The 25,613-nt window shown below is 57.6% G+C and carries 15 protein-coding genes and 1 pseudogene; 7 read left to right on the top strand and 9 right to left on the bottom strand.

Annotation, left to right across the window (positions count from 1 at the left end; translation table 11 throughout):
- Both H6F57_RS13685 and H6F57_RS13680 read left to right on the top strand, forming a co-directional pair.
- Positions 1 to 249, top strand: a pseudogene (locus tag H6F57_RS13685) (hypothetical protein); the annotation flags it as partial.
- A 342-nt stretch (positions 250 to 591) separates the two neighbouring features.
- Complete coding sequence (locus H6F57_RS13680; protein WP_190625412.1) at positions 592 to 6,486, top strand: EAL domain-containing protein; 5,895 nt, start codon at positions 592 to 594, stop codon at positions 6,484 to 6,486.
- Positions 6,487 to 6,625: 139 nt separating this feature from the next.
- Here H6F57_RS13680 and shc read toward each other — a convergent pair whose 3' ends face one another.
- Entirely contained in the window at positions 6,626 to 8,596 is a 1,971-nt protein-coding gene (gene shc, locus H6F57_RS13675) for a squalene--hopene cyclase (protein WP_190625411.1), read from the bottom strand.
- A gap of 184 nt (positions 8,597 to 8,780) precedes the next feature.
- On the opposite strand from shc, the gene H6F57_RS13670 reads away from it, so the two are divergent.
- Together H6F57_RS13670 and H6F57_RS13665 are read left to right on the top strand one after the other, a co-directional pair.
- On the top strand, positions 8,781 to 9,953 hold the full coding sequence (locus H6F57_RS13670; RefSeq protein WP_190625410.1) for a glycosyltransferase: 1,173 nt from the start codon (positions 8,781 to 8,783) through the stop codon (positions 9,951 to 9,953).
- 60 nt (positions 9,954 to 10,013) lie between these two features.
- Positions 10,014 to 10,568 (top strand): Uma2 family endonuclease, encoded by a 555-nt coding sequence (locus H6F57_RS13665; RefSeq protein WP_190625409.1) that lies wholly within the window; start codon positions 10,014 to 10,016, stop codon positions 10,566 to 10,568.
- Positions 10,569 to 10,592: 24 nt separating this feature from the next.
- Here the strand turns inward: H6F57_RS13665 and H6F57_RS13660 are convergent, their stop codons facing one another.
- Both H6F57_RS13660 and H6F57_RS13655 read right to left on the bottom strand, forming a co-directional pair.
- Complete coding sequence (locus H6F57_RS13660; RefSeq protein ID WP_190625408.1) at positions 10,593 to 11,267, bottom strand: hypothetical protein; 675 nt, start codon at positions 11,265 to 11,267, stop codon at positions 10,593 to 10,595.
- Positions 11,267 to 14,014: an efflux RND transporter permease subunit gene (locus H6F57_RS13655; protein ID WP_190625407.1), complete on the bottom strand. Its 2,748-nt coding sequence runs from the start codon at positions 14,012 to 14,014 to the stop codon at positions 11,267 to 11,269. Before H6F57_RS13655 ends, H6F57_RS13660 begins: the two co-directional genes overlap by 1 nt.
- A 151-nt stretch (positions 14,015 to 14,165) precedes the next feature.
- On the opposite strand from H6F57_RS13655, the gene H6F57_RS13650 reads away from it, so the two are divergent.
- On the top strand, positions 14,166 to 15,794 hold the full coding sequence (locus tag H6F57_RS13650; protein ID WP_190625406.1) for a cyclic peptide export ABC transporter: 1,629 nt from the start codon (positions 14,166 to 14,168) through the stop codon (positions 15,792 to 15,794).
- On the opposite strand, the gene H6F57_RS13645 is transcribed toward H6F57_RS13650, so the two are convergent.
- The 3 genes from H6F57_RS13645 to H6F57_RS13635 are packed head-to-tail and all read right to left on the bottom strand — an operon-like array spanning position 15,752 to position 19,138.
- Positions 15,752 to 16,861, bottom strand: a complete 1,110-nt coding sequence (locus H6F57_RS13645) for a sulfotransferase (protein ID WP_190625405.1) — start codon at positions 16,859 to 16,861, stop codon at positions 15,752 to 15,754. The genes H6F57_RS13650 and H6F57_RS13645 overlap by 43 nt on opposite strands.
- An 8-nt stretch (positions 16,862 to 16,869) precedes the next feature.
- A complete protein-coding gene (locus tag H6F57_RS13640; RefSeq protein ID WP_190625404.1) occupies positions 16,870 to 18,258 on the bottom strand; it encodes an aspartate aminotransferase family protein in 1,389 nt (462 codons plus the stop codon).
- Between the two features lie 34 nt (positions 18,259 to 18,292).
- Complete coding sequence (locus H6F57_RS13635; RefSeq protein WP_190625403.1) at positions 18,293 to 19,138, bottom strand: phytoene/squalene synthase family protein; 846 nt, start codon at positions 19,136 to 19,138, stop codon at positions 18,293 to 18,295.
- A 408-nt stretch (positions 19,139 to 19,546) separates the two neighbouring features.
- Here H6F57_RS13635 and hpnH point away from each other — a divergent pair, with 408 nt between their 5' ends.
- A complete protein-coding gene (hpnH, locus tag H6F57_RS13630; protein ID WP_190625402.1) occupies positions 19,547 to 20,557 on the top strand; it encodes an adenosyl-hopene transferase HpnH in 1,011 nt (336 codons plus the stop codon).
- Between the two features lie 173 nt (positions 20,558 to 20,730).
- Here the strand turns inward: hpnH and H6F57_RS13625 are convergent, their stop codons facing one another.
- Positions 20,731 to 21,018, bottom strand: coding sequence for a hypothetical protein (locus tag H6F57_RS13625; protein WP_190625401.1), 288 nt, complete (start codon positions 21,016 to 21,018; stop codon positions 20,731 to 20,733).
- Positions 21,019 to 21,228: 210 nt separating this feature from the next.
- The gene (locus H6F57_RS13620; protein WP_190625400.1) at positions 21,229 to 21,570 is read right to left on the bottom strand and encodes a cupin domain-containing protein; all 342 of its coding nucleotides are present in this window, start codon (positions 21,568 to 21,570) and stop codon (positions 21,229 to 21,231) included.
- Positions 21,571 to 22,080: 510 nt separating this feature from the next.
- Between H6F57_RS13620 and H6F57_RS13615 the strand changes: the two genes are divergently transcribed.
- A complete protein-coding gene (locus H6F57_RS13615) occupies positions 22,081 to 23,187 on the top strand; it encodes an alpha/beta hydrolase (protein WP_190625399.1) in 1,107 nt (368 codons plus the stop codon).
- A 314-nt stretch (positions 23,188 to 23,501) separates the two neighbouring features.
- Here the strand turns inward: H6F57_RS13615 and H6F57_RS13610 are convergent, their stop codons facing one another.
- Entirely contained in the window at positions 23,502 to 25,382 is a 1,881-nt protein-coding gene (locus tag H6F57_RS13610) for an acetate--CoA ligase family protein (protein ID WP_313933556.1), read from the bottom strand.
- Positions 25,383 to 25,613 lie beyond the last annotated feature (231 nt).

The raw sequence follows: 25,613 nt of genomic DNA, 5'->3' as shown, positions 1-25,613 counted from the left end.
TACCTAGCTCAGCATCACTGGTGGCGAAAAGTCTCTCAGACGGGGCAGATTTCTCTCTACAACCGCAACTATTCCGTCGGACGCACCTATCAGGGCCAGATGGTGTCTATCCGCTTTGAGGCGCAGACTCAAACCTGGATTATTGAGGATGTCCAAGGCCAAGTGGTTGCTCAACATCGCTTCCAAGCCTTCACCCCTCAAGCCGTTCAAACCCTGCAACTCACCCACTTCAAAAAAAAGAACCCCTGATGCATCAGGGGGCATAACCTTGTGTCGCTTATGGGGGCACAACCTTACAGCGCGTGACACACTGCAATGCCCCTACGGGGTACACAAACAAGATTCGGTATCACTTGCTGTCGCGCTCTTCAATGACTTCCGCTGGAGGTTATTGAAACGATCATTTTTGTTCTCGATTGCCTAACAACGAGCAGGGTTCCCAACAAGTAATCAATAAAGATTTTATCTAGCAAGAGTAGCTCAAGAGCTATAGCCTTTGCTGTGAGCTTAGATCAGGGGCCGGGTAAGCTCTGCTCTGCCCGGCACCGCCTCACGGTAGGCAAGACCGGGAAGAATAGAAAAGAGCTTTCAATGACTCATTCGATGATTGAGCTGCCTGGATATCAATTCTTAGATCAGCTACACGTCGGGGTGAAGAGCCTGGTTTACCGTGGGCGGCGGGGGGCGGATGGCCAGACGGTGGTGATCAAGGTGTTGCGCAGCGATCGGCCAACGCCCGACGAGCTGATGCAATTGCAGCATCAGTTTGCGATCGCCCGCAGCCTGCATGGGCCCAACATTGTGTGGCCTTACGAGCTGCTGCCCTACCGCCAGAGCTACGCGCTGATTTTAGAAGACTTCGGCGGCATTTCTCTCAAGCACTGGATGGAGCAACGCTGGGGTGAGGGCCAGGGCGGCCTGGGGCTGCTAGAGTTTCTTGAAATTGCCCAGCAACTTGCCAATATCTTGAAGCATTTGAACGACCAGGGCATTATTCACAAAGACATTAAACCCAGCAATCTGCTGATTCATCCCGAAACCCGGCAGGTGAAGCTGACCGACTTTAGCCTCGCTTCGCGTCTGCCGCGGCAGGCGATTTTGGGACAGCGCCACAGCATGTTAGAAGGCACCCTGGCCTACATTTCACCCGAACAGACCGGGCGCATCAATCGCGGCGTCGACTACCGCACCGACTACTACTCCCTCGGCATCACCCTCTACGAACTGCTGGCCGGGCGGGTGCCCTTTACTGCCGATACCCTGATGGGCCTGGTGTATTGCCACATCGCCAAGGCACCGCCACCCATCGCCAGCGTCAACCCAAGCGTACCGGCGGCGGTGGCGGCCATAGTTAGCCGGCTGATGGCAAAAAATCCGGAGGACCGCTATCAGAGTGCGGCGGGCCTACACCACGACCTCGAACGGTGCCGCCACCAGCTAGAGCAGATGGGGCAGATTGTCTCCTTTGACCTTGGGCAGCGCGATCGCAGCCATCGCTTTTTGATTCCTGAAAAGCTCTACGGTCGAGGGCCAGCGGTGGCGGCCGTGCTGGCCGCCTTTGAGCGCGTCAGCACGGCTGGAGTGACCGGCAGCGAACTGGTGCTAGTCGCGGGTTACTCGGGCGTGGGCAAAACGGCGGTGGTCAGCGAAGTGCAGAAGCCGATCGCCCGCCAGCAGGGCTACTTCATTCAGGGCAAGTTTGATCAGTTTAAGCGCAACACCCCCTTTATGGGCTTCTTAACCGCCCTGCAAGCGCTGATGCAGCAGCTACTTAGCGAATCTGAGGCTCAGCTCCAGGCCTGGCGCGCCGACATTTTGACGGCCCTGGGTGCCAACGGCCAGCTCTTGATCGATGTCATTCCTGAGCTGGAGCAGATCATCGGCCCCCAGCCGCCTGTGATAGAACTCTCTGGCCAAGCGGCCCAGCATCGCTTTAATCGGTTATTTCAGAACTTTGTTCAGGTGTTCGCCGCGCCCCAGCACCCCCTGGTGGTATTTTTAGACGATTTGCAGTGGGCCGATCTGGCCTCGCTCCAGCTGGTAAACCTGCTGATTGGCGATCTCCGGTGCCCGCACCTGCTGCTGATCGGTGCCTACCGCGACAACGAGGTCAGCCCAGCCCACCCGCTGATGCTCACCCTAGACACCCTGCGCCAGGGCGGAGCCACCATCAATACCATTACCCTAGAGCCGCTGTCGGCCATGAGCATTAACCAGCTAGTGGCCGATACCCTGGTCTGCCCAGTGCTTCTGGCCCAGCCCCTGGCCGATTTGGTTTACCAAAAGACGGGGGGTAACCCGTTTTTTGCCACCCAGTTTTTGCAGACCCTGCACCAAGAGGGCACTATCGTCTTTGACCCGGTGCAGGGGGCCTGGCAGTGTGACCTGGGACAGGCCCGCAGCGCGGCTATAAACGAGGATGTTGTAGCGTTTATGGCCCAGCAGCTGCAAAAGCTGGGGCCGTCTACCCAGGCGATGCTGAAGCTGGCGGCCTGCATTGGCAACCCGTTTAATTTGGGCACGCTGGCGCTGGTGTCAGAGCTGCCCGAAACTGACGTAGCGATCGCCCTGTGGAGTGCCCTAGAACTGGGGCTAGTGCTGCCCCAGAGCGAAATCTACACCCTGTTTCTGCCGGAAGGGAGCCTAGAGCCAGCCCTGCTGCCCTCAGATAGGCCAGAGCTGAGCTACCGATTTCTGCACGATCGCATTCAGCAGGCCGCCTATTCGCTGATTCCGGCCGACCAACGATCCCAGACCCATCTCACCATCGGCCAGCTGCTCTGGCACAAATCGTCCCCGGCCCAGCGCGAAGAGCAGCTGTTTACCATCGTCAACCACCTCAACGAGGGGCAGGCGCTGCTAATCGCCGCCGAACGGGAACAGCTGGCTCGGCTCAATTTGCAGGCCGGCCGTAGGGCCAAAACGGCCACCGCCTACTCGGCAGCGCTAGACTATCTGCGCCAGGGCATTGCCTTGCTACCGGTCAATGCCTGGGGGCAGCAGTACGATCTGACCCTGGCCCTGCACCAAGAGATCACCGAAGCCGCCTACCTCTGCACCGACTTTGAACAGGTGGAGCATTGGGCTGACCTCACCACCCGCCACGCCTACAACCTGCTCGATCAGCTGCCCGTCTACGAGGTGCGGCTGCTGGCCAATCGAGCCCAGGGCAATTATCTGGCTGCGGTGCGCACCGGGCTACAGGTGCTGCGCATTTTGGAGGTTGACTTTGTAGAACAGCCTACCCCGGCTGAGGTGCAGCAGACCCTGGCCGACACGCGCCAGCTCTGGGCCGGACAAGACCCCCTCAGCCTGTTGACCCTGCCGAGGATGACGGCGGTGCAGCGGCTAGCGGCTATGCAGATTATGACCAAACTCACCGCCCCAGCCTACCGGGCGCTACCGGCTCTGTTGCCCATGCTGATGGCCAAGCAGGTAGAATTTTCCATTCGCTTTGGCAACAGTCCGATCTCAATTTTTGCCTACGCGGGCTACGGCATGGCGCTGTGCAGCATGGGCGAGATCGAAGCGGGCTACGGGTTTGGCCAGCTGGCGCTGAGGCTGCTAGAGCAGCTCCAGGCCACCACCTGCGAGAGCCGGGCTGGCTATCTGGTACACAACTTTATCTGCCACTGGCGCGACCCCCTGCGGCAAAGCCTGCCCGCTTTTGTACAGGCCTACCAGAGCGGTCTGGCGACGGGCGATCTGGAATGTGTTGTGCTCAACGCCCAGGCCTATGGCCACTATGCCTATTTCGCCGGGCAGCCCCTGGCGGATTTGGCGGCGGAGATGGCCGCCTATCGCCAAACCCTGCGTCAGCTCAAGCAGGTGTCGCTGAAGTGTTTAGAAATTGTGCAGCAAACGGTGCTCAACCTGCTGGGGGAAGGGGAGCACCCCTTGTGCTTGAGCGGGTCGGTGTACGAGGCCAAGTCGTCGGTGCGGTTTCACCTGGAGCACAGCGATCGCACCTCCCTCTTCCACTACCACTTTAATCAGACGGTGCTCTACTACCTGTTTGGGCAGATTGAGCAGGCGGCCCAGCAGGCCGATCAGGTGGCCATTTATCTGGATGGGGGGCGGGCTCAGTTTCCCTTTGCCCTCTACGCCTTCTACGATGCTCTGATTCAGCTGGCTCGCGACCAGACTGCCGCTGACCACGCCACCCGCTGGCAGCGCATTCAGCAGCAGCAGGAAAAGCTGGCCCAGTGGGCAAACTCTGCGCCCAGCAACCACCGCCACCGCTGGCAGCTGGTTGAGGCCGAAATTGCCCGAGTCGAAGGGCGCTACCTGGAGGCGATGGAGGCCTACGATGGGGCGATCGCCTCCGCCAAAACCCACGGTTTTGTTCAGGATGAAGGGCTGGCAAACGAACTGGCGGCTCGGTTTTACCTGGCCTGGGGGCGAGACAAGCTGGCCCAGCTCTACCTACACGACGCCTACGACGCCTACGCCCACTGGGGGGCAAAGGCCAAAACTCAACAGCTTGAAACTCTCTACCCCGACGTATTGCAGGCAGCATCGGTGCTACCAGCGCCGGGGGTGCTCAGCACCAGCGACGAGATCAGCAGCCGCACCAGCGACACCGCCGCCCTCGATTTGGCCGCCGTGGTTCAGGCGTCCCAGGCTATCTCTCAGGAGCTGCGGCCCGATCAGCTGATCGTCACCCTGATGCAGCTGGTGCTAGAAAATGCCGGGGCCGAACGCGGGGCCTTAGTTTTGCGCCAGGCCGACCAGCTCGTGGTGGTGGCCCAGTGCCTCAGCGGCGAAACCTGCCTGGTAGATCTGGTGCCCCTGCAAACCAGCCACCGCCTGCCGGTGAGCCTGATTCACTTTGTCGATCGCACCGCCGTCCCATTGGTAATCGATGATATGCGGGTCGAGCCGCGCTTTGCCGCCGACCCTTACCTAGTGCAGCACTTACCTAAATCGGTGTTGGGGCTGCCGTTGATTCAAAAAAACCAGGCGATGGGCGTGCTCTACCTGGAGAATAATCTGACCACGGGCGCGTTTACCCGCGATCGCATTCAGGTGCTAGACATTCTCTGTGCCCAGGCGGCCATTTCCTTTGAGAATGCCAATCTCTACCAAAACCTGGAACAGAGCAACCGAACGCTGCAGCAGTCGCTAGAGAATCTGCAAAAAACCCAGACGCAGCTGGTTCAGGCCACCGATAAGCTTCAGCACGACGCTCTCTATGATGGCCTCACCAACCTGCCCAATCGCGCCTGCTTCCTCAATCTGCTCAACCACGCCATTCACATGAGTGCCCAGCACCCCGATCGCCTCTACGCGGTGCTGTTTATGGATCTCGACCGCTTCAAAAACATCAACGACAGCCTGGGCCATTTAATTGGCGACGAGTTTCTCAAGTTGGCCAGTCAACGGCTGCAACGCTGTGTAGGGGCCGCCGATGTTGTAGCGCGGTTTGGCGGCGACGAGTTTGCCATCTTGCTCGAAAACTTGCCGCACCCCGATGCTGCCTTGGCGATCGCCCAGCGCATTCAAGATCAGTTTTCACTGGCCTTTCTGGTAAGCGATTACGAAGTCTTTTCCACCGCCAGCACCGGCATTACCTACAGCACCCTCAACTATCAGGTGGCCACCCACGTGCTACGCGATGCCGACATTGCTCTCTACCAGGCCAAGGCCAAGGGCAGAAACCAGTACGTGGTGTTTGACCCCGCCATGCAAGCCCAGATCACCCAGCGGCTCCAGTTAGAGAGCGACCTGCGGCGAGCCATTGAGGCCCAAGAATTTTGTCTCCACTACCAGCCGATTGTCTCTCTAGCTACCGGCCAGGTGCGCGGCTTTGAAGCCCTGGTGCGCTGGCAACACCCCACCCGAGGGCTAATTTCCCCCTTAGAATTCATCCCAGTGGCCGAAGAGACCGGGCTGATTGGCCCGATCGGCTGGTGGGTTCTCGAAACCGCCTGTCAGCAGCTCATGCATTGGCAGACGGTCTCCCAGGCGGTGCCGCTGACCATGAACGTCAACCTGTCGGCCATACAGCTGAAGCAAGCCGAGCTAATCGAGCGGTTAGAGGCGGTGCTACAGGCCACCCAAATTCCTCGGCATTGCCTCAAACTAGAGATTACCGAAAGCTGCATCCTTGACACCTTCACCTCCGAGGCTCAATCGCTCAAGCGCCTCAAGGCCTTGGGCGTGCGGCTCTGCATCGACGATTTTGGCACGGGCTACTCATCCCTCAGCCGCCTGCACGAATTTCCCATCGACACCCTCAAAATTGACCGCTCCTTTGTGCAGCGCCTGAGCCCTACAGGGACAGATCCCCAAACCTCCCTAGAGACGGTACAGATGATTCTCACCCTGGCCCACAGCTTGAATATAGACGTGGTTGCCGAGGGCATCGAAACCGCCGCCGAACTCGACATTCTTAAAGCTCTGGGGTGTGAATCTGGCCAAGGCTATTGGTTTGCCCCACCCCTGGTTACAGCGTCTGCTGCGCAGTGGCTGCACCCCGGCTAAGGGCGAGTAGTAGTCTGCCAAGCTAAAGGTGACAGCTTATTGGGGGTTCAAGGTTCAGGGTCTCAGGTTCACGACCTGCCTTGAACCCGACACCTTAAACCCTAAACCTAGGCTATTAGAGCCTGCACAATCAGCTTGGTTAAGCACTGGGGACACAGCTGAGGTGATAGCGGCCTAGGGCCATCAGCGGAAAATGGTGGCGGTAAAGGTGATAGCGAATATAAAAGTGGCGAGGAAAGCCGGTGCCAGTAAACTCCTGCTCGTCCCACGTGCCCTCGGGGGTTTGAGTCTCAATCAGATAGCGAATACCCTTTTGGATGGCCGATTTTGCGGCGGCCTTAGAATCTCCGGCGTCGATTAACCCCAGCAGCGCCCAGGCCGTTTGAGACGGTGTGCTCGGCCCCTGGCCTTTGAGGGTGGGGTCATCGTAGCTGCGGCAGGTTTCGCCCCAGCCACCGTCGGGGTTTTGGCAGCTGATGAGCCAGTTAACCCCGCGTGCGATCGCCCCTTGGCAGTGTTCTGGCGCGATCAAAGCCAGGGCCGATAGCGCCCCGCTGGTGCCGTAGAGGTAGTTCACGCCCCAGCGACCAAACCAGCTGCCATCAGCCTCTTGTTCGTTGAGCAGAAAGGTGAGGCCCCGTTCGAGCCGGTGGGCGGTGAGATCGCTAGCGTAGCGGCCGGCGAGGTCGGGTTCGCGGCAGAGGCGACCGTGCATCTCCAGCACCCGAGCGGTGATGTCGGCGGTGCTAGGGTCGATCATCGCCTTGAGATCGCCGTAGGGAACGGCATTAATCCAGTCTTGATCGTTGTCGATGTCGAAGGCGGCCCAGCCCCCGGTTTTGCACTGCATGGTGACCACCCAGCGCACGGCGCGGGCGATCGCCTCGCGCTTCAGCGCCTCGTCGGGCAGGGTGACATCTTGCAGGGCCATCGCGACCACCGCTGTGTCGTCCACATCGGGGTAGAAGCGGTTCTCAAACTCAAAGGCCCAGCCCCCTGGCTTGCCCTGGGGATTTTTGACGATCCAGTCGCCGTAGTCCAAGATTTGCTTCTCTAGCAGCCATTCGCCCGCCTGCACCAGGCTGGGGTGGTCGGGGGCCAGGCCCGAGTCGGTGAGCGATCGCATTCCCAAGGCTGTATCCCACACGGGGGAGACACAGGCCTGCACCCAATAGGTGTCATCGGTTTCCACGGCAAAGCTGTCGATCGCCCGCAGGCCGCGCCGCACCACCGGGTCATCTGCGTCGTAGCCGAGGCAGCGCAGGGCCAGCATCGAGTTCAGCATGGCGGGGATGATGCCGCCCCAGTCGCCGGTGGCTTCTTGCCGTTCTAAAATCCACTGTTCGGCTTTGCGAATGCCCTCGTCACGAAAGGGAGTGAAGTTGATGAATTCTGCAAACTTAAACGCGCCGTCTAGCCAGACAAAGATGTCGCTCCAGTCTCCGGCTTTAGGCAATTCCCAGCGCACATTGGCGATGCCCTCAGCGTAGAGTTCGTCTAGGGTGATGGCAGGCTCAACCTTGTAGACCGGCTTTTGGTCAAAGACGACCAGCAGTGGCACGGTGCTGCCCCTGGCCCAGCTAGAGAGTTCGTAGATGGTGAAGGGCGAGGGTGACTCTAGCAGCATTACCCAGGCGGGCAGAGAGGGCAGACCGCGCCAGTCGTAGCAGCCGATTAGGGCCAGGTGCAGCTTGGTGAAAATGCGGGTTTTGGTGATGCCCCCCCGGCTGAGAATAAAGTCTTTGGCCTTCAGCAGGGACGGATCGCTGGCGGGTACGCCCAGCACGCGCAGCGCCATATAGGCCTCGACGGAGGTGCTGAGGTCGCCGCCGTCGCCATAGAACAGTTCCCACCCGCCGTGGTCGCGCTGGTGCGATCGCAAATAGTGCTCTGCCTTAGCCAGGGGGCGATCGCCGTCGGTGCCCCAAATCTTGTGCAGCAGAATGATTTCGGCGGTAATGGTGACGTTAGACTCTAGCTCTGCCCACCAATAGCCGTCGGGGTGCTGCAGTGCCAGCAGGTAGTTTTGGGCGGCAGCGATTCCCTCAGGGATCGCTTCGCGAATTGTCGAATCAAGCCCGGTTAGCTGCTGCGGTTCTTGCGTCTGCATGGGCACCCCTTACGGTCAAAACTTTGCGGTCAAAACTTGCGGTCACTGGGGCAGCATAATGCAAATGCTTCCATCAAGGAAAGATAGCTGAAGTGGACGGCCTGGGCTCTGACCGTTTTCGGCAGTAGGTCTGCATTTAGCAACTGATTTATGATGCGGAAGACCAATCAGTGTACATAAGCCGATGGCAATCTTAGCGTTGAGCCTGACGAGTCTGGCGCTCCTGATCTGGATTGGGATGCTGCTGTTCTGGGGCCAGTTTTGGCAGGCCGATCAGCGGCTTGATTCCGAGAGTTTGGTGCCCCTAGCCACCTGGCCAACGGTGGCGGTGGTGATTCCGGCCCGCAACGAGGCGGAGTTGATTGGGGTAGCTGTGCGATCGCACCTCACTCAGACCTATCCCGGCAGCCTGCAAGTAGTGCTGGTGGATGACCAGAGCACAGATGGTACAGCAGCGGTGGCGCAGGAAACTGCGACTGCGGCAAACCAATCCGATCGCCTCACGGTACTCTCGGGCGCAGCCCTCCCCGCTGGTTGGACGGGCAAGCTTTGGGCGATGGAGCAAGGTTTTCGCTACCTGGCGTCGCAGCCCAGCCCGCCCGACTATGTGCTCTTTACCGATGCCGACATTGAGCACGATGCCGCCAGCCTGCAACAGCTGGTGACAAAGGCCGAGTGCGATCGGCTCGACCTGGTGTCGCTGATGGTGCAGCTCCGCTGTGAGAGCTTTTGGGAAAAGCTGTTGATTCCGGCGTTTATCTTCTTTTTTCAGCTGCTCTACCCCTTCCCTTGGGTGAATAATCCCAAAAAGCAAACGGCAGCAGCAGCGGGAGGTTGCGCCCTGATTCGCTTTAGCGCCCTTCAGCGCATCGACGGGCTTCAGGCCATTCGCCAGGCGCTGATTGACGACTGCGCCCTGGGGATGGCGGTCAAAGCCAATGGCCCGATCTGGCTCGGCCTCAGCACCACCATTCACAGCTTGCGCCCCTACCCCGATTTGCACAGCATTTGGAATATGGTTGCCCGCAGCGCCTACACCCAACTCAACTACTCGCCCTGGCTGCTGGTCGGCACGGTGTTGGGGATGTTGCTGGTCTACCTGGTTTCTCCCTTGGGCGTGGTTTTGGGATTGGTTTGGGCCGACCTCGCCCTGGTGCTGACCGGGCTGGCGGGATGGCTGCTGATGGCTCTGGCCTACTGGCCAACGCTGAAGCTCTATGGGGGAAACGTCTTGCTGGCGCTGGCGCTGCCGGTCATTGCGCTGCTTTATACGCTAATGACATTAGATTCGGCACGGCGGCACAGGGCGGGGCAGGGCGGGGCCTGGAAGGGACGGGTTTATAGCGATCTAGGGTAGGGGCTCTCTCTGGCGGCACCTTTATACTGATAACGATGGGGCGGTCTAAGATGAGCTTCTATGAAAACCCTTGCTAAATGGTCTGTAGACGACTACCACCAGATGATTCAGGCCGGCATTCTTCAGGCGCGCCGCGTCGAGTTGCTGCGGGGAGAGATTGTTGAGATGAGTCCAGAAACCCCAATTCACTACACAACGGCAAAACAGGGGGCCAAATATTTAGAAACGCTGTTGGCAGGAAAGGCTGAAGTCCGCTTCAATGGGCCTGTTACCCTGGGAGATTCTGAGCCAGAGCCTGATATTGCCATTGTTCGCCTACCTGAGTCGACCTACCGCGATCGCCATCCACACCCTGAGGATATTTTTTGGCTGGTCGAAGTCGCCAACACCAGCCTGAAACAAGATTTGGACGTAAAAGCGGCTGTTTATGCCACCGCTGAGATTCCAGAATACTGGGTTGTGAATTTAGTGACGATGCAAATCACAATATTTCAGCAACCAGTGGCAGGACAATATAGACAGCAAACAACAGTGCAAGACGGCAACATCATGCCGCTGGCTTTTGGCAGTGTAGCCGTTTCCGTTAAAAGGCTGTTGGCTCAAACAAGCGGTTGATCAATTTGTTTGTTTGGAACACTATTAATTCGGGTTGAAAAGAGTAAGCGTGATCTGCTCCAGGGTTTTGAGCGCCTGGAGTGAGCCGCTAATAAATTTTAGAGCCGCAACTGGGCGTTTCAAAAAGCTGCGGGCGAGCGTGTTGGCGCGGAGGCTACCGTCTGGGCCGATCGCCCCGGCAATATCCGGCAAGTCGTGGCTACAGTCGTCGCTGATCACCCGTAGAATGGCGACCTTGGCTTGAGGCATGGTCTCAAGCAGCACGGCGCTTTCCATATCCACCACAGCGGCCTGGTAGCGATCGCCCAGCCGCCCCTTTTCTTTAACTGTAGTGATCACGCGATCGCACGTTACCCCCGTCCCCACTGGGGCACCAAGGCGTTGGGCTAGCTCATCGGTGAGGGTGCGATCGCAGAAGTAGCCCTCCGAACCATCCCCCTCCGAACCATCCCAAACCTGCTCAAGCAGAATGGCGTCGCCGACCGAATGCTGGGGCGACAGGCTACCGCCTAGGCCCATCAGCAAAATCTCCTGGGTAGCGAAGCGAGAGTTGTCTTCCCAGCTTTCTAAAAAGGCCCGAAACGCCGCTGGTCCCGCCGGAACGGCAACCACTAGGGGTGCATGGGGAACCGCCTTCAAGCCCCGCATCACTGCCTGATATTCGGCCCCAACGGGCACGAGAATCACCTGAATTGTCATTAGGCTGACCGTTTAGTGAGCTTGAGCCAGCCATCCTCGAGCAGGGTGTAGAGCACCGGCACCACCACCAGACTCAGCAGGGTTGAGGTCAGCAACCCGCCAATAATGGCCACGGCCATCGGTTGCCGCAGCTCGGCCCCCGCCCCCAGACCAATCGCGATCGGCACCATGCCCAGCACCGTCGAAGCGGTGGTCATGAGAATGGGGCGCAGCCGCACCAGGCCCGTTTTCATAATCGCGTCGGTGCGCTTGACACCGGCGCGGCGCAGCTGGTTGATGTAGTCCATCAGCAAAACTGCGTTTTTGTCGAGCAGGCCCAGCAAAAACAGCAGGCCCAGCAGCGAAACAATGCCAAAGTCGCTGCGGGTAATCCACAGGGCTAGCATGGCACCCACAATCGAGAGCGGCAGCGACAGGCCCACCACCGCCGGTTCTAACAGCCGCCCAAAGGGCACTAGCAGCACGAGCATCATGCAGATCACCGCCAAAATTAGGATGCGGCCAAAACTGCCCAGCACCTCACCCGCCCGAGCTGAGTCGCCTGCTAGGTCAATGCGTACACCAGGGGGCACCACCGATTCCGCAATTTCTACCACTTGGGAGGTGGCGTCGCCTAGGGCATTGCCGTCACTCAAGTTGGCGCTGACGATGGCGACCCGCTCGCCATTCTGCCGGTTGACCTCTACGATCGCATCGGCGGTGTTCTCAGCCCCCGAAATGCGCACATCGGCAAAACCGGGCAGCGCTTCCACCTGTGCCTGGATCTCAGCGGCGGCAGTTTGTAGCGCCACTACATCGTCGCCCAGCAGCGCTACCTGGAGCGGTTTTTCGCCGCCGGTGTCGACAAATTGGAGGTCTTCAACGCTGGTTTCCAGGCCCGTCCGCGTGGGTAAGTCTTGGCGGAGCTGGGCCTGCACGGCGGCGGTGTCGCGATCGCGCTCCTCCCGCAACTTAATGTACAGACTGCCCTCGTTGGGTCGCCCCCGACCGCCCACAGTGGTCAACACCGACTCGACCTCGGGCAGCCGGGCCACCGTCGCCTCCAGGTCGTCGGCCTGCTGAAGGGTCCGCTGTAAGAGCTGCGATCGCCCTGCGGCTGCGGCGGCCTCTGCTGCTGCCGTAGCCTGGGATGCGCTCAGACCCGTCGGTAACTGTCCGGGCGGCGGTAGCTGGGCTCCACCGGGGCGCTGAGGCAGGGGCACCTGGTAGTTCAGCAAAAACTGGCCCTGGTCAAGCTGGGGAATAAACCCCTGGGGAATTAGCGGAATAATTGCAATGCCTGCGATTAGGCTGGCGATCGCCAGCCCCACCACAATCCAGCGATGGTGCAGCGACCAGGCCAGCAGTTGGCTGTACCGCTGCTCTAGCCAGGAGTCTGCCACCGTATCCGCCAGGAGCGCGGGGATCACCTCGGCAGCGGGTTCAGAGGGCGCAGGGGCAGCGGATTGAGGCGAGTTGGGGGACTTTAGCCAATAAACTGCCAGCACTGGCGTCAGGGTGCGCGCCACCAGCAGTGAGAATAGCACCGCCGCCGACACCGTCAGGCCAAAGGGTTTAAAGAACTGCCCCACGGTGCCACCCATCAGTGCCACGGGCAAAAATACGGCCACAATGGTCAGCGTCGAGGCCGACACCGTGAGCGCAATTTCGTCGGTTGCCCGCAGGGCCGCCTGTTGCGGGGTCGCACCCGCTTCCATATGGCGCATGATGTTTTCGATTTCGACGATCGCGTCATCCACAATGATGCCAATTACGATCGCCAGCGCCAGTAGCGTAATGGTTTCTAGGTTAAAGCCGTAAATGGCCATGACGATGGCCGTGCCCAGCACCGACAGCGGAATCGCCAGGGCCGTAATCACCGTGGCTCGCCAGCTGCGCAAAAAGCCCAAAATCACCAGCACCGCCAGCACGATCGCCCCTACCAGCGCATCGATCGTGGCCTGGGTTGACGAGCGAATGAAATCGGCCTGAGTGGCGGCCAGAGCAATCTCGACCTGGGGTTGCTGGTCACGGATTTGCGCGATCGCCGCCTCGACGCGATCGACCACCTCGAGGGTGTTGGCCTCGCCCTGTTTCACCACCTGCACCGCCAGCGCCGTTTCACCATTAAAACGAATTAGCGTGGGCGGGTTTTGTAGCTCCGCCAAGAAACTGCCGTCACCGCTGGCGGTGGCTCGGCTGCCGGTGCCGCGCAGGTCTACCCGCAGCACCCCGGGAATGTCGCGCAGCGTCGGCAAGATCTCAGCTTCAACCAGCGCCGCCAGCTCAGCCGGGGGCAAATCCTCACTGGTTAGGGCATAGCTGATCGCCGTCGCCTCATTCAAATTGAGCGGAATGATCTCATAGTCAAACCCGGTTGACAGCTCAGTCTGGGCGATCGCCTCCTCGACCGCAGCCGTCGTTTCTCCCAAAGCGGTGTTCACCTCAAAATTGAGCCGCAAAATCGCTCGCCCCGGCGAGGTAGTCGAGTTTAGTTTGGTCAATCCGGCTAGAGGTTGCAGCTGGGCCTCTAAGGGCACGGTGAGCTGGGCTTCAGTTTCTAGCGCCGTTTCGACTGGGGCGGTGGCGTTGACGAGCACCACCGGAAAGGTGATGTCGGGAAACAAGGCATACTTCAGAGAGCTAAACGCAAACAGCCCGGCCACTCCAATCACAATCCAGCAAAAGATCGTCAGCCCACGGTTTTGCAGGGCCAATCGAGAAATATTTAATTGTTCTCGCAGCTGGTTTAGGTTGGGGCGGGGCATCGCTTTAGAAGGAGAACAGAAACGCAGATATCATAGCTTGTTCGACCTGCCGATCAGCCTATGTCTGTGCCTGTCACCACCATCACCGATCGCCACCTAGGCCGCGTCACTACCCCCAGACTCTGGGTGCACCACCATTTGCGAGACTGCCATGAGCTTAGTTTTATTTCTCTTGCAGACCTCTGGGCCAGCCCTGGGGATTGCCCTGGCCACCGGCCTGGTGAGCGGCGGCTGTAGTGCCGCGCTGATTGCGCTGATCAGCTACACCATCGCCCAAGGGGTAACCGGAGGGGTAGTGGCGGCGGCGTTTGTGGGCCTGGGCGCGATCGCTCTGACCACGGCGATGGTGTCGCGCATTCTGCTGGTGCGGTTTTCTCAGGCGGCGGTGGTAGAGCTTCAGCTCCAGCTCTGTCGCCAAATTCTAGCGGCTGAGCTGAAATCCTTAGAAAGCCTCGGGTTGCCCAGCCTGCTGGTGTTGCTGACTGAGGACATTCAAGCGATCGCCGCTGCCGCCGGGGTCTTGCCCGTTTTGATGATCAATATCGCGGGCACCGTCGGCTGCATGGTCTATGTGTCGTGGCTGTCGTGGCAGGTGCTGGCCCTGGTGCTGCTGATTACCCTGGTGGCTTCGTTCAGCTGCCGCTGGTTTCTGGTGGCGGGGCGGCGCGGTCTGGCCGCTGCCCGCGACCAGCAAGAACGACTGTTTCAGCATTTTCGCAGTTTAATCGACGGCATCAAAGAGCTAAAGCTGCACTACCTGGGCCGCCAAGACTTCTTTGCGATCGACCTCCGACCCACGGCGCTTCAAGTCAAGCGCTACAACCAGCAGGGGTTGAGCTTGTTTGCCGTGCTCGACAGCTGGGGCAAGTTTATCTACTTTTTTGCGGTGGGGCTGGTGCTGTTTGCCCTGCCCAACTGGGTGGGCATTAGCCCCAACACTCGCATCGCCTACGTGCTGACTTTTACCTATCTGCTAGGGCCGATGGAGAACCTGGTGAACAAGCTGCCGCTGCTGGGCCAAGCCAGCGTGGCCCTCGACAAGCTCAAAACCCTGGGCCTGAATATTGATGCCGCGATCGCCACTGCCGCCGTGCTGCCTATCGACCCAGGCTGGCAGCGGCTAGAGCTCAAGGGCGTTACCCACAGCTATCGCACCGATCAAGAGGGCACCGAATTTATCCTGGGGCCGGTGGATCTAACCGTGCACCCCGGCGAGCTAATTTTTATCATTGGCAGCAACGGCAGCGGCAAATCGACCCTGGCAAAGGTGCTCACAGGGCTCTATCGCCCCCAATCTGGAACAATTTGGCTCGATCAGCAGCCCATTGATGAGCAGAATCAGGAGTGGTATCGGCAGCATTTTTCGGTGGTGTTTGCCGATTTTTACCTGTTTGATCGACTGCTGGGGCTAAGTAGCGAGGCCGACGACAGCAAAGCCCAAGACTATCTAAAAAAGCTACAGCTCAGCCACAAGGTGAGCATCGACCAGGGCCGATTTTCAACGGTGAATCTATCCCAGGGGCAGCGCAAACGCCTGGCCCTGCTCAGCGCCTATATGGAAAATCGCCCTATTTACCTATTTGATGAATGGGCTGCCGATCAAGATCCGGCCTTTAAGCAGGTGTTTTATACGCAGTTTTTGCCCGATCTCAAGGCCCAGGGGAAGACGGTGTTTGTGATCAGCCACGACGACCATTATTTTTATGTGGGCGATCGCATTCTCAAGCTCAACTACGGTCAGATCGAGTTTGAGCAAAGCCCCGCATCCTTTAAGTCATAGCCCCAACGCTGAAGATAAGCCTGCCAATGGCGTTCAACCTTGCTAACTGTTTCGGGCTCTAGCAAATACTGGTTTTGCTGGTAGTCGTCTAGACCTGCTAGGTAGGTTTCGAAATAGGGGCGCGCTGCCTCAAAATCGGGCAGTTCTAGCTGCTCAAACAGGTGCTTCAGCACCGGCAGCGGCTCGCTCTGCAAGTCCTCAAAACGCACCTCCGCAAACTGCTCCGAAGGCAGATCTGCCGTATCGGTTTTCAGCGCCTCTAACAGAAACGGGTAACTCTCCAACACCAGTGATTCAATCGGTAAATCGCTGTAGTTTTGCAGGGCCAATTCGGGCAGCAGCCGTGTAAAGTAGTGCCGCGCCGAGGGAAACACTCGGTAGGGATTGCGGTAGATGTGAATGAACTTGGCTCCCGGCCACAGCTCCCGCAGATGGCGAATATAGCCCGTATAGACCGGGTTTTTAATCAGCAGCGGGCGGTGCCCCTGGTGTACCGAAACCTTCCTCAGCAGCAGGCGATGCAGGTGTTTCCACCGCTCCACATCGGCGATCGCACCGCCAAACACTTCCCGCCGAAAGTGCGCCTCAAACTGCTGGGGGAAATACATGCCGTGGTAGTAGGATTCCGCCCCCATCGTCGCTAGAGGGATGGAATCTTCCTGGGGCGAGGTGGGCGTGACTGCCACATTATCGACGTAGCGATCCTGGGGCAGGGCCTGCTCTAGCAGCGGCTCCAGCGATCGCACAATGCCCAAAATATCCCACGGCATCCCCGTTGCCAGCGGAGTGATATAGCCAAAGGCCGGGCACTGGGCCATCACATTGTGCAGGTGGGTGGTACCCGATCGCCAGTAGCCCACAATAAAGACGGGGTCAGGCATCGGCTGCTTTTGGGCCAGGGCAAACGCCACCTGTTCTACGGTCGAAAAGGGCCAGCGGGCCAGCGACACCGCCAGGGCTAAGGCAATCTGGGGGCAGCGGTTAGCAGCAGGAAATCCATTTTGCAGCAGCAGCCTGAGCAGGGTCGGTGGGTTGCTGCCGCACAGCGGATGAAACAGGCTCGCCATAGCTGGGGCTACCGGGCTCCGGCTTTGGTTTTCATCGCCTGGGTGGCCAGGGTCTTGCCAAATTCCCAGGCGGCCCCCGGCACCCGGTGGGCGTCGGCCACTACGTCGGTGACGGCCTCAACAATCCAGCGGCGATCGCTATCTTGCAGGGTCAAGGGCGGAATAAACTTGACCACGTTCATGCCGTAGCCCGCCACCTGAGACAAAATTCGGTGGCGGGTAAACAGCGGCACCGTGATGATTTGAGAAAATAAGCCCCGGTTGGCGGTTTCTAGCATCTTCCACGGCACCTTTAAGGTCAGGCTCTTAGGTTCGCCAAACTCCAGCGCCATCATCATACCCAGGCCCCGCACCGCCTTAAGGCAGTCGTACTGGCTGACCAGGGGCTGCAAGTCGGCCACAATTTGCCGCCCCATCTGAGCCGCGTGGTCAATCCAGCCCTCGGTCTCGAGCACATCCAAGGTGGCCAAACCGGCAGCCATGGCCAGGTTGTTTTTGCCAAAGGTGCTGCCATGGACCACGGCCCGATCCATGCGGTTGAACACTTTTTCGAAGATCCACGACCGACAGGCTACGGCCCCCACGGGCACAAACCCGCCCGACAGGGCCTTGGCCATGCAGAGCAAATCGGGCTCGACGCCAAAGTGGTCGACCGCCCACCATTTGCCCGTGCGGCCTAGCCCGGTCTGCACCTCATCGGCAATGAACAGGCTGCCGTATTTACGGCAGAGCGCCGCCGCCCCTGGTAAGTAATCGGCCTTCGGAATCCACACCCCGTGGCCTTGAATGGGCTCAGTGATAAAGGCGGCTACGTCGTGGCGCGACAGGGCTCGCTCCAGCGCGGCCAGGTCCCCAAACGGAATTTCGATGAAGTCGGGCAAAAAAGGGCCAAAGCCCGCCCTGAAGTGGGGATCACCGGTGGCCGACAGAGAGCCCATGGTGAGGCCGTGGTAGCCGCCAGCGCAGTAGACAATTTTGCTGCGCCCGGTGGCGTGGCGGCTGAACTTAATCGCCGCCTCAACGCTCTCGGTGCCCGAGTTGGCAAAAAAGATGCGGTCTAACCCCGGCGGCGTGATCTGCTGAAGCCGCTCGGCCAGCAGCCCCGACAGAATCGAAACATCCATTTGTACCAGGTTGGGCAGTTCGGCGCTCAGCACCTCCTGCAAGGCCTGCACGACTTTGGGATGGTTGCGCCCCAGGGCAAAGACGCCAAACCCGCTGAGCAGGTCGAGGTAGCGATCGCCCTGGTCGTCAAACAGATAGGGCCCCTCCGCACGCACATAGTGGCGATCGAACCCGATCGTCTTGAGTACGTTGACCATTTGCGGGTTGAGGTACTGCGCGTGCAGCGAGAAATTGTCTCGCTGCCGCTCGGCGATGCGATCCAGAATGTTCATTCACTAGCGGGGTAAAGAGGGGCAACCGGTCTAACTAGACTTTAGTCATAAGTTCGATCGATTTGCCAACGCCGAGCAGCGGCGTCACGATCGCCATCACATCGGCCCGGCTGAGCTTCTCGCGGCCCTGGGCCAAAGCATCGATGGTGGCCGTAGCCAAGGCTAGGGGAATGCGGCAAAACAGCAGGGCTGGCCCTGTGGGCAGAGCTTGGGTATAGGCATCGGCCATTTTGAGGTTGCGGCGGGCGTAGCGCTGCATGTCGTCCGCCGTCCAGCCCTCCGGGAAAAAGTCTACGCCGCGATCTTTATCTTCCAAGTGATTGCGCAAAATATTAACCGATTGCAGGCCGCGCCCAAAGCCGATCGCCTCCATCCGGCTGGTTTCAGTGCCGTCATACCAGGCCCAGAGGTCAGACAGCATCAGCCCCACGGCCCCAGCCACGCTAAAGGTGTAGCGATCGAGATCGGCTTCGGTTTTGATCCGCCAGTTTTGCTCGGCCCAGTAGGCCATGCGATCGGCCATGGCGGCTGTGGCATCCCAGATCCGGGGGGCGATCGTATCGGGGGCCAGCAAGGCCCATTCGCCAATGCGCAGGGTTACTTCTTCGAGCTGTTCGCTATGACCTTCTAGCCCGGTTGCAAAATCTGCTACCGCTGAGGATTCTGTGCCCGCTTGCAGGTTGAGGCTAATTTGGCGCAGCAGACTGATTTTGGTGCTGCCGTCTAGAGTCGGATGGTCTTCAATCTGGTCGATCGCCCGCATGCACAGGTACGCAGATGCCACCGCTTCCTGAAGCCCAGGAGGGAGTAAGCTGATCGGGATAAAGAATGTTCGGCTGGTCTCCCTCAGCAAGTCCAACGCAGATTTAATAGACGGCATTGAGCAATCTCCTCACACTACTTGAGTTTTCAACCATATTGGTTGAATTTCATCCAATAAGCATTAATAGAGCATTAACGGTGAATAGATTCGGATAGACGGTATCTGAGATTACCAATACCTGAGGCATCTGTGAACTGCCCTTAGCCAGTAGCAGATGCATGGGCAAACGCATCTTATCAACGTCAGACCCTGCCGGCAGCGGGGGCAAGGCTGCAAACAGCGCCAACGCTCGGCGTCGAGAGGCCTATGGCTAGGTGGAGACGACCGTTTTTGCCAAAATGAATTACGGTAGTTGGGTATTCATGATCAGGGTTCGAATCATAGGCAACAGCGGCGGCCAGGCACGAACCTGCCCAAGTCAGCGGCTCTGCTTTCGGATCCTCCCCAACCGAGGAGTGAAGAGAAATGGCAATCAGTCTGCAGCAGGCCCTGGGCGTGGGGCAATATTTAGTCACTCAGCGCCTCAGAGGCCGCAAGCAGTATCCCCTGGTACTGATGCTAGAACCGCTGTTTCGCTGCAACCTGGCCTGCTCAGGCTGCGGCAAAATTCAGCATCCCAAAGAAATTTTGAAGCAGAACCTGTCGCCCGAAGACTGCTTTGCGGCGGCGGAAGAATGCGGTGCCCCGGTGGTTTCGATCCCCGGTGGGGAACCGCTGCTGCACCCTCAGATTGACGAGATTGTGCAGGGCCTAGTAGCGCGCAAAAAATTTGTCTACCTCTGCACCAACGGCCTGCTGCTCGAAAAAAGTCTTGACAAGTTTACGCCATCGCCCTACCTCTCGTTTAGCGTCCACCTCGACGGCATGAAGGACCTACACGATCGCTGCGTCGATCGCAATGGCGTCTTTGATATTGCGATCAGCGCCATTCGGGCCGCCAAGGCACGCGGCTTCCGCGTCACCACCAACACCACCGTGTTTGAGGGCACTGATCCCGAGGAAATCCAGTCTCTGTTTGACTATCTCACCGAGCTGAAAGTAGACGGCATGATGGTGTCGCCGGGCTACAGCTATGATTGGGCCCCCAATCAGGAGCACTTCCTCAAGCGTGACCAAACCAAGGCGCTGTTTCGAGAAATTTTGGCCCCGTTTACGGCGGGCAAAAAAAAGTGGGAATTTAACCACAACCCGCTCTTCTTAGACTTCTTGACAGGGCAAAAAGACTACGACTGCACCCCCTGGGGCAGCCCTAGCTACAGCGTGCTGGGTTGGCAAAAACCCTGCTACTTGCTGAACGAAGGCCATTACGAAACCTTTCAAGAGCTCCTCGACAATACCGACTGGGAGAAGTACGGCCACAAGAGCGGCAACCCCGAATGTGCCGACTGCATGGTGCACTGCGGCTATGAGCCGACGGCGGCAGAAGCGGCCATGCAACCGCAGAATATGTTGCGCGCCATGGGCAGCCTCTTTTAGCCAATCCCCTTGTCAACACTGGGATGGCTGGAGATAGATATAAATCAAAAATCCAACGTCTCCGGCATGGGCAAACGGCCGTTTGCCCATGCCCAAATTCAAGCTACCGTTCAGCAACACCCCAACGAAGGCGTTGGCAGTGAGATTAAATCGTGAAGTTTGAAGCGAGGGCATCACCCCTCGAAAGAGCGGAGCATTAGTAGCGCAAAGCCTGTGCCGTAGAACCACGGTAATGCGACTAGGCCGTAGACAACCCTTAGCGGCATCCGGCCGTACGCTATTGCCACGCCGACCCCCGACACGACAAACATGACGGGAACTAGCAGCGCGGCGACTATGAGTAACTCAACCCAGGGCACCTTCATGTTCGCGATGCTAATTAGGCTCGCCCCAGCAAACAGAATGCCAAGGAGGGTTCCCGCCACGCACACAACACCGTTGACAATGACAGGTAGGGGCATCTCAGGAGCTCCGAGCGATTCACGAAACGTTCGAGCATCGACTCCAAACAAGTATCCCTACGGGAATCGCAGCCTAAGATGAACGGCCAACAATCGTAGCACAGGCACTACTCTTGCTCCAGGCTCTTGGGTTCATGCCCATTCTCGCTCTGTAGCTGCACTCAGGAACAAACCTTCAAGACATTTCTTGGATAAACCGTGGAAAAGTGCTTAGGCGCGATCGCGATCATGCATCACAGCTGGAGGCGTAGTCACTTCAACAGCGGTGAAAGGTTCCAAAATTTTGTAAGTGTGCGATGCCCCCTCGGGGACAACCCAGGAGTTGCCGGGTTCTAGCACGACGGTTTGACCTTCGATCTGTAGCTCCGCCCGCCCGCTAATAACGTAGCCGATCGCCTCGTAGGGCCGCTGGGTCTCGGGTTTGGCCTCACCGGGCTGCTCATTCTCCCACAGGCGCATCGCCAGTTTTTTGCTGAGGGCCAGATGCTTTTGCCCCATGGCACCGATCGGTGCTGTTTCGGAGGTGACTTTGATGACAGTTGTATCAGTCATAATTTTATGATTGCGGTTTGAGCTAGATTCGGCGGTAGGTGCAAGTGTTTAAGGCCGCAGCGGTGACTCTGGTTGCGCGCGACTGGGCGGCCCTGACAGTACTTGGCCAAATGCTTTAACAACTGCATCCTAAGAAAAACCAGGGCCAGGCAGCATCTTTCTAATGATGGAGTCTGGCCCTAGGGTTGGGCAATTTCACCATTAAACCAAGATTTTTTAATCTCCTTCAGATAAAGGTGAATAAAGGATTTTGTGCCACCCAAACGGCATTGTTACTTCATCCGATAAAAACGACTTTCTTAGCGCACAAACACCTTGCAGGTTGTATAAACCAAAATGAATTCGCGAATCGTAATGGATAGGAGACTTTTTTGGTTTTGAGGTTAAAACCAGAGTAATTCCCAACCTAGAAAGTTTCATTTCTAGCCTCAGGGGCTTGTGCCTGTTTAGATCTTTCCTGTAATCTTGGATACATTACATTCCTTCAGAAGGTTGAACTCTGTCATGTTCATGCCCCTCGATTTTTTGTTGCGTCTGTTGTCTAATTTGGGAGTAGTTGCCCTTCTTGGCGGCGGATCTTACATTCTCTATCAATGGTATGAAGGCGATTTGGTTAGCGATCGCTGGCTATATCTGGGCATAGGATTATTGCTGTGGTCATTTTTAGGATTTCTACCCACTCTGCTAATACATCGTCGTGGAAAGGATGAACCTACACCGCTTCGCAGCAAACGGGTGCAGCGTTTAGTTCGACCAGATGGTAGCGAAATTGAAGTCGAGTTTTATGGACCCGATCGCGCTCCAACCCTAATCTTGACCCACGGTTGGGGACCCGACAGCACAGCCTGGTATTACGCCAAGAAGCAGCTTGCCGATCAGTTTCGCGTAGTTGTTTGGGATCTACCAGGCTTAGGAAAATCCCAAAAGCCGAAGAACCGAGACTATTCCCTAGAAAAGTATGCCCGTGACCTGGAGGCAGTGTTGGCCTTAGTAGACGATCAGCCGGCCATTTTAGTGGGGCACAGCATGGGGGGTATGATCCTGCTGACTTTTAGTCGCCTGTTTCCAAAACGCCTGGAGCAGCAGGTTGCGGGCTTAATTCTTGTTGATAGCACCTATACTAATCCGCTTAAAACTACTACTTTCAGCAAACTGCTAATGGCGCTGCAAAAACCTCTGTTAGAGCCGCTGCTGCACTTGGCGATCGCGTTTTCCCCTCTGCTATGGCTCACCAGCTGGTTAAGCTATTTGAATGGTTCGGTGTTGCTCACAACTAAAATATCTGGCTTTACTGGCACAGAAACTCGAGGGCAGCTTAATTTTTCTAGCTTAATTGGTATCAAGCCACCGCCAGGAGTTTTGGCCCGAGGCGTCTTAGCGATGTTCAGGTTTGATGAGACAGCAACGTTACCTAAAATTTCTGTTCCCACACTTGTTGTGGTTGGCAAGTCCGATATTGCTACCAAACCTTTCGCCAGCAAACATATGAGTGTGAAAGTACCCCGAGCAGAATTGAGCGTATTGTCGCCAGGAGGGCACATGGCCCTAATGGAGCGCAATCAACAGTTTGCAGACGTTGTTCGGGCATTTAGTACTGCTTGCTTGAAATCAAAATGAACCAAACCGCATAACAACTTTGCTGCACCAGAACGACGCTTAAGTTCTCGTTGAAAACACAGCTTTCTAGGGCTACTAACACTCCTAGTACTTGGGTCGATTGTGACAAGCTCTAGCAACCTAGGGTATAAGGTTTAAGGTTTTGGGTGCAAGGCAGGTCATGAACCTGAGACCTTATACCCCAATAATCTGTCACCTTCGGCTTGGCAGACTACCAGGCTGACTTGAAACTAAAACCTGTAAGGCAGGCGCAACCGCTCATGCCCAGACAAAAAGTCCTGTGATCAGCGGTTGCGCATTGCTGAGTTTGACCGTTAGGCCAAAATTGTCCCCGTCTCCTTTAGGTAAACGCGGCTAAAAGGTTCTGATTCACCCAAACGGTATTGCTCAATTAGCCCCTGGCGACGAATCGAGACATTGTTGCCCTCGCGCATTACAACGGTTGAATGGGGCAAAACATCGCGGGTCAGTAGGGTCTCTGTTTCGGTAGGGTTATCTAAGACGACCATATCGCTGCCCGAGTAAAACACACCGTCCTGCTCAAAGATCTCGCCTCGATATTCTGCAATCAACATGTCGAGTCTGGGATTGCGCAGCAGGTTGCGCACGTTGACGTTGTAGTTGGGGCTCAAGGCCTTTTCAGAACGGTTAATGAGCACGCCTTCTCGACACACCGCACCAATCACCCAGTTGGGATATTGCAACAGGAGATGGTCAATCAGCTCTTGCAAATCGCGCATTGAAACCCGATTAAACGTGATGATGGGAATGTGGACGTTGGTGTCTTCAGGAAAGAAGGTTTCTAGAATGGGAGAGGTGACATCGACGCGATCGCCCACGGAGGGGTTGAGGTGCATCGAAATCCCCGGCGCAGAGTTGATTTCAAGAATGCCAAAATTCCCGTCCTTCCACGATCGCGACAGGTCACGGGTAATCACATCAATGCCCAGACAGGTCAGGCGAAAGTATTGAGCAATATCCTGGGCTAAAATCACGTTGTCAGGGTGAATGTTGGGGGTGGCGTCGATGCTGACTCCCCCAGCAGAGAGGTTGGCTACCTTGCGCAGATAAACGGTCTGATTGGCCTCCAAAACGCTCTCTAGGTTAAACCCCTGCTCAGCCAGATACATCTCCATGGCACCGTCGGTTTTGATCTTGCCCAGCGGAGACATGGGGGTGTCGCTGCGGTTGGCGGCTCGGTTAGCGTCGCGAATCAGTTCGCTGACGGTGGATTCACCATCCCCAGTGACAGAAGCAGGTCGGCGCTCCATGGCGGCTACAAATCGACCGTTGACGCACAAAATTCGAAAATCGGAGCCCGCAATACTCTTCTCGACAATGACTTCTACTGGCTGGTCTTCAGAAATGGCCGCAACGGCGCGATCGAAGGCGGCCTCTAGCTCTTCATCGTCGCGCACGTCGGCGGTTACCCCTTCCCCCTTGTGCCCCGTCACCGGCTTCACCGCAATGGGATAGCCCACTCGGTTGGCAGCGGCCAGGGCCTCCTTACGGGTGGCGACAATTTCTCCGTTGGGCACGGGAAAACCCAGGGTGCTGAGAAAGGCTTTGCAGTCGTCTTTGCGGGTCGTAAAGTCTGAGTCTAAATGGCTATCGGTATCAAAGGTGGTCGCCACACCGCGCACCAGCTTTTTGCCATAGCCATACTGCATCAGTCCCTCATCCCACAGATAAAATGCGGGAATTCCCTTTTCGTGGGCGGTGCGCAGGAGGGCATAGACGGTGGGGCCACCGTAGACCGACTGCCGAAACAGCCTTTGAAAGACTTCAACCTGGTCTTCGATATAAAACTGACGGTCTTGGGTGATGGCCTCAAACCAGTCCCACACGGTGTAGACAACCGATCGCGTCGTGCGGCCGTGGAGGGCTTCGATGGCAATACGGCAGCGCTCGCCTCGGTGGGTTACGCTCCAGCGGTGCAGATATAGCCCGATATCGAGCCGGTTGACCTCTGCGGCCACCTGGGCAAAGAGGTGAGCAAAAGAATCGTAGGTATGCTCTTTGAGGTGAGGGTAGCGATCGCCCACCGCCTCGACATAGGCCTCCAATGGCAACGGATCGCTGTTGCCGGAGAGGGCAAAGTCGAAGACGAACGCCGCCGTATTCAGGTAAGGATTGCTGCCCTCACAAAACCGACTGTTGTGAATATCAAAAGCATCGGTGCTACGAGCGTTCACGCGGGATACTGGAAGTTGATCGAGAATCACCTTCTCCTCCAAAGCAAATACGCCCTATTTTAGGCAGAGTTCCCTTTCCCGATCCTGTACCGCAAGCATGAGAAAGCCGTAAACGGTGCTTCAAAAGCCCTATTCCATGTCGCAAAGGGTACTTGGGGGATACCCCCTTACCCTCAAACGACTTGCTCGTCCATCAAATGGTATAGAGCGATGGCGACGACGCGCTGCAGC

The organism is Leptolyngbya sp. FACHB-60, from assembly GCF_014695775.1.
Lineage (GTDB): Bacteria > Cyanobacteriota > Cyanobacteriia > Phormidesmidales > Phormidesmidaceae > Nodosilinea.
Note: the sequence above shows the minus strand (reverse complement) of the source record. Positions and strands in the feature narration are given on the sequence as shown.

What these genes read in the sequence shown, in the direction of transcription:
- H6F57_RS13680 (WP_190625412.1), top strand. Translation starts at nt 592, where the DNA reads ATGACTCATTCGATGATTGAGCTGCCTGGATATCAATTCTTAGATCAG.
- shc (WP_190625411.1), bottom strand. Translation starts at nt 8,596, where the DNA reads ATGCAGACGCAAGAACCGCAGCAGCTAACCGGGCTTGATTCGACAATT.
- H6F57_RS13670 (WP_190625410.1), top strand. Translation starts at nt 8,781, where the DNA reads ATGGCAATCTTAGCGTTGAGCCTGACGAGTCTGGCGCTCCTGATCTGG.
- H6F57_RS13665 (WP_190625409.1), top strand. Translation starts at nt 10,014, where the DNA reads ATGAAAACCCTTGCTAAATGGTCTGTAGACGACTACCACCAGATGATT.
- H6F57_RS13660 (WP_190625408.1), bottom strand. Translation starts at nt 11,267, where the DNA reads ATGACAATTCAGGTGATTCTCGTGCCCGTTGGGGCCGAATATCAGGCA.
- H6F57_RS13655 (WP_190625407.1), bottom strand. Translation starts at nt 14,014, where the DNA reads ATGCCCCGCCCCAACCTAAACCAGCTGCGAGAACAATTAAATATTTCT.
- H6F57_RS13650 (WP_190625406.1), top strand. Translation starts at nt 14,166, where the DNA reads ATGAGCTTAGTTTTATTTCTCTTGCAGACCTCTGGGCCAGCCCTGGGG.
- H6F57_RS13645 (WP_190625405.1), bottom strand. Translation starts at nt 16,861, where the DNA reads ATGGCGAGCCTGTTTCATCCGCTGTGCGGCAGCAACCCACCGACCCTG.
- H6F57_RS13640 (WP_190625404.1), bottom strand. Translation starts at nt 18,258, where the DNA reads ATGAACATTCTGGATCGCATCGCCGAGCGGCAGCGAGACAATTTCTCG.
- H6F57_RS13635 (WP_190625403.1), bottom strand. Translation starts at nt 19,138, where the DNA reads ATGCCGTCTATTAAATCTGCGTTGGACTTGCTGAGGGAGACCAGCCGA.
- hpnH (WP_190625402.1), top strand. Translation starts at nt 19,547, where the DNA reads ATGGCAATCAGTCTGCAGCAGGCCCTGGGCGTGGGGCAATATTTAGTC.
- H6F57_RS13625 (WP_190625401.1), bottom strand. Translation starts at nt 21,018, where the DNA reads ATGCCCCTACCTGTCATTGTCAACGGTGTTGTGTGCGTGGCGGGAACC.
- H6F57_RS13620 (WP_190625400.1), bottom strand. Translation starts at nt 21,570, where the DNA reads ATGACTGATACAACTGTCATCAAAGTCACCTCCGAAACAGCACCGATC.
- H6F57_RS13615 (WP_190625399.1), top strand. Translation starts at nt 22,081, where the DNA reads ATGCCCCTCGATTTTTTGTTGCGTCTGTTGTCTAATTTGGGAGTAGTT.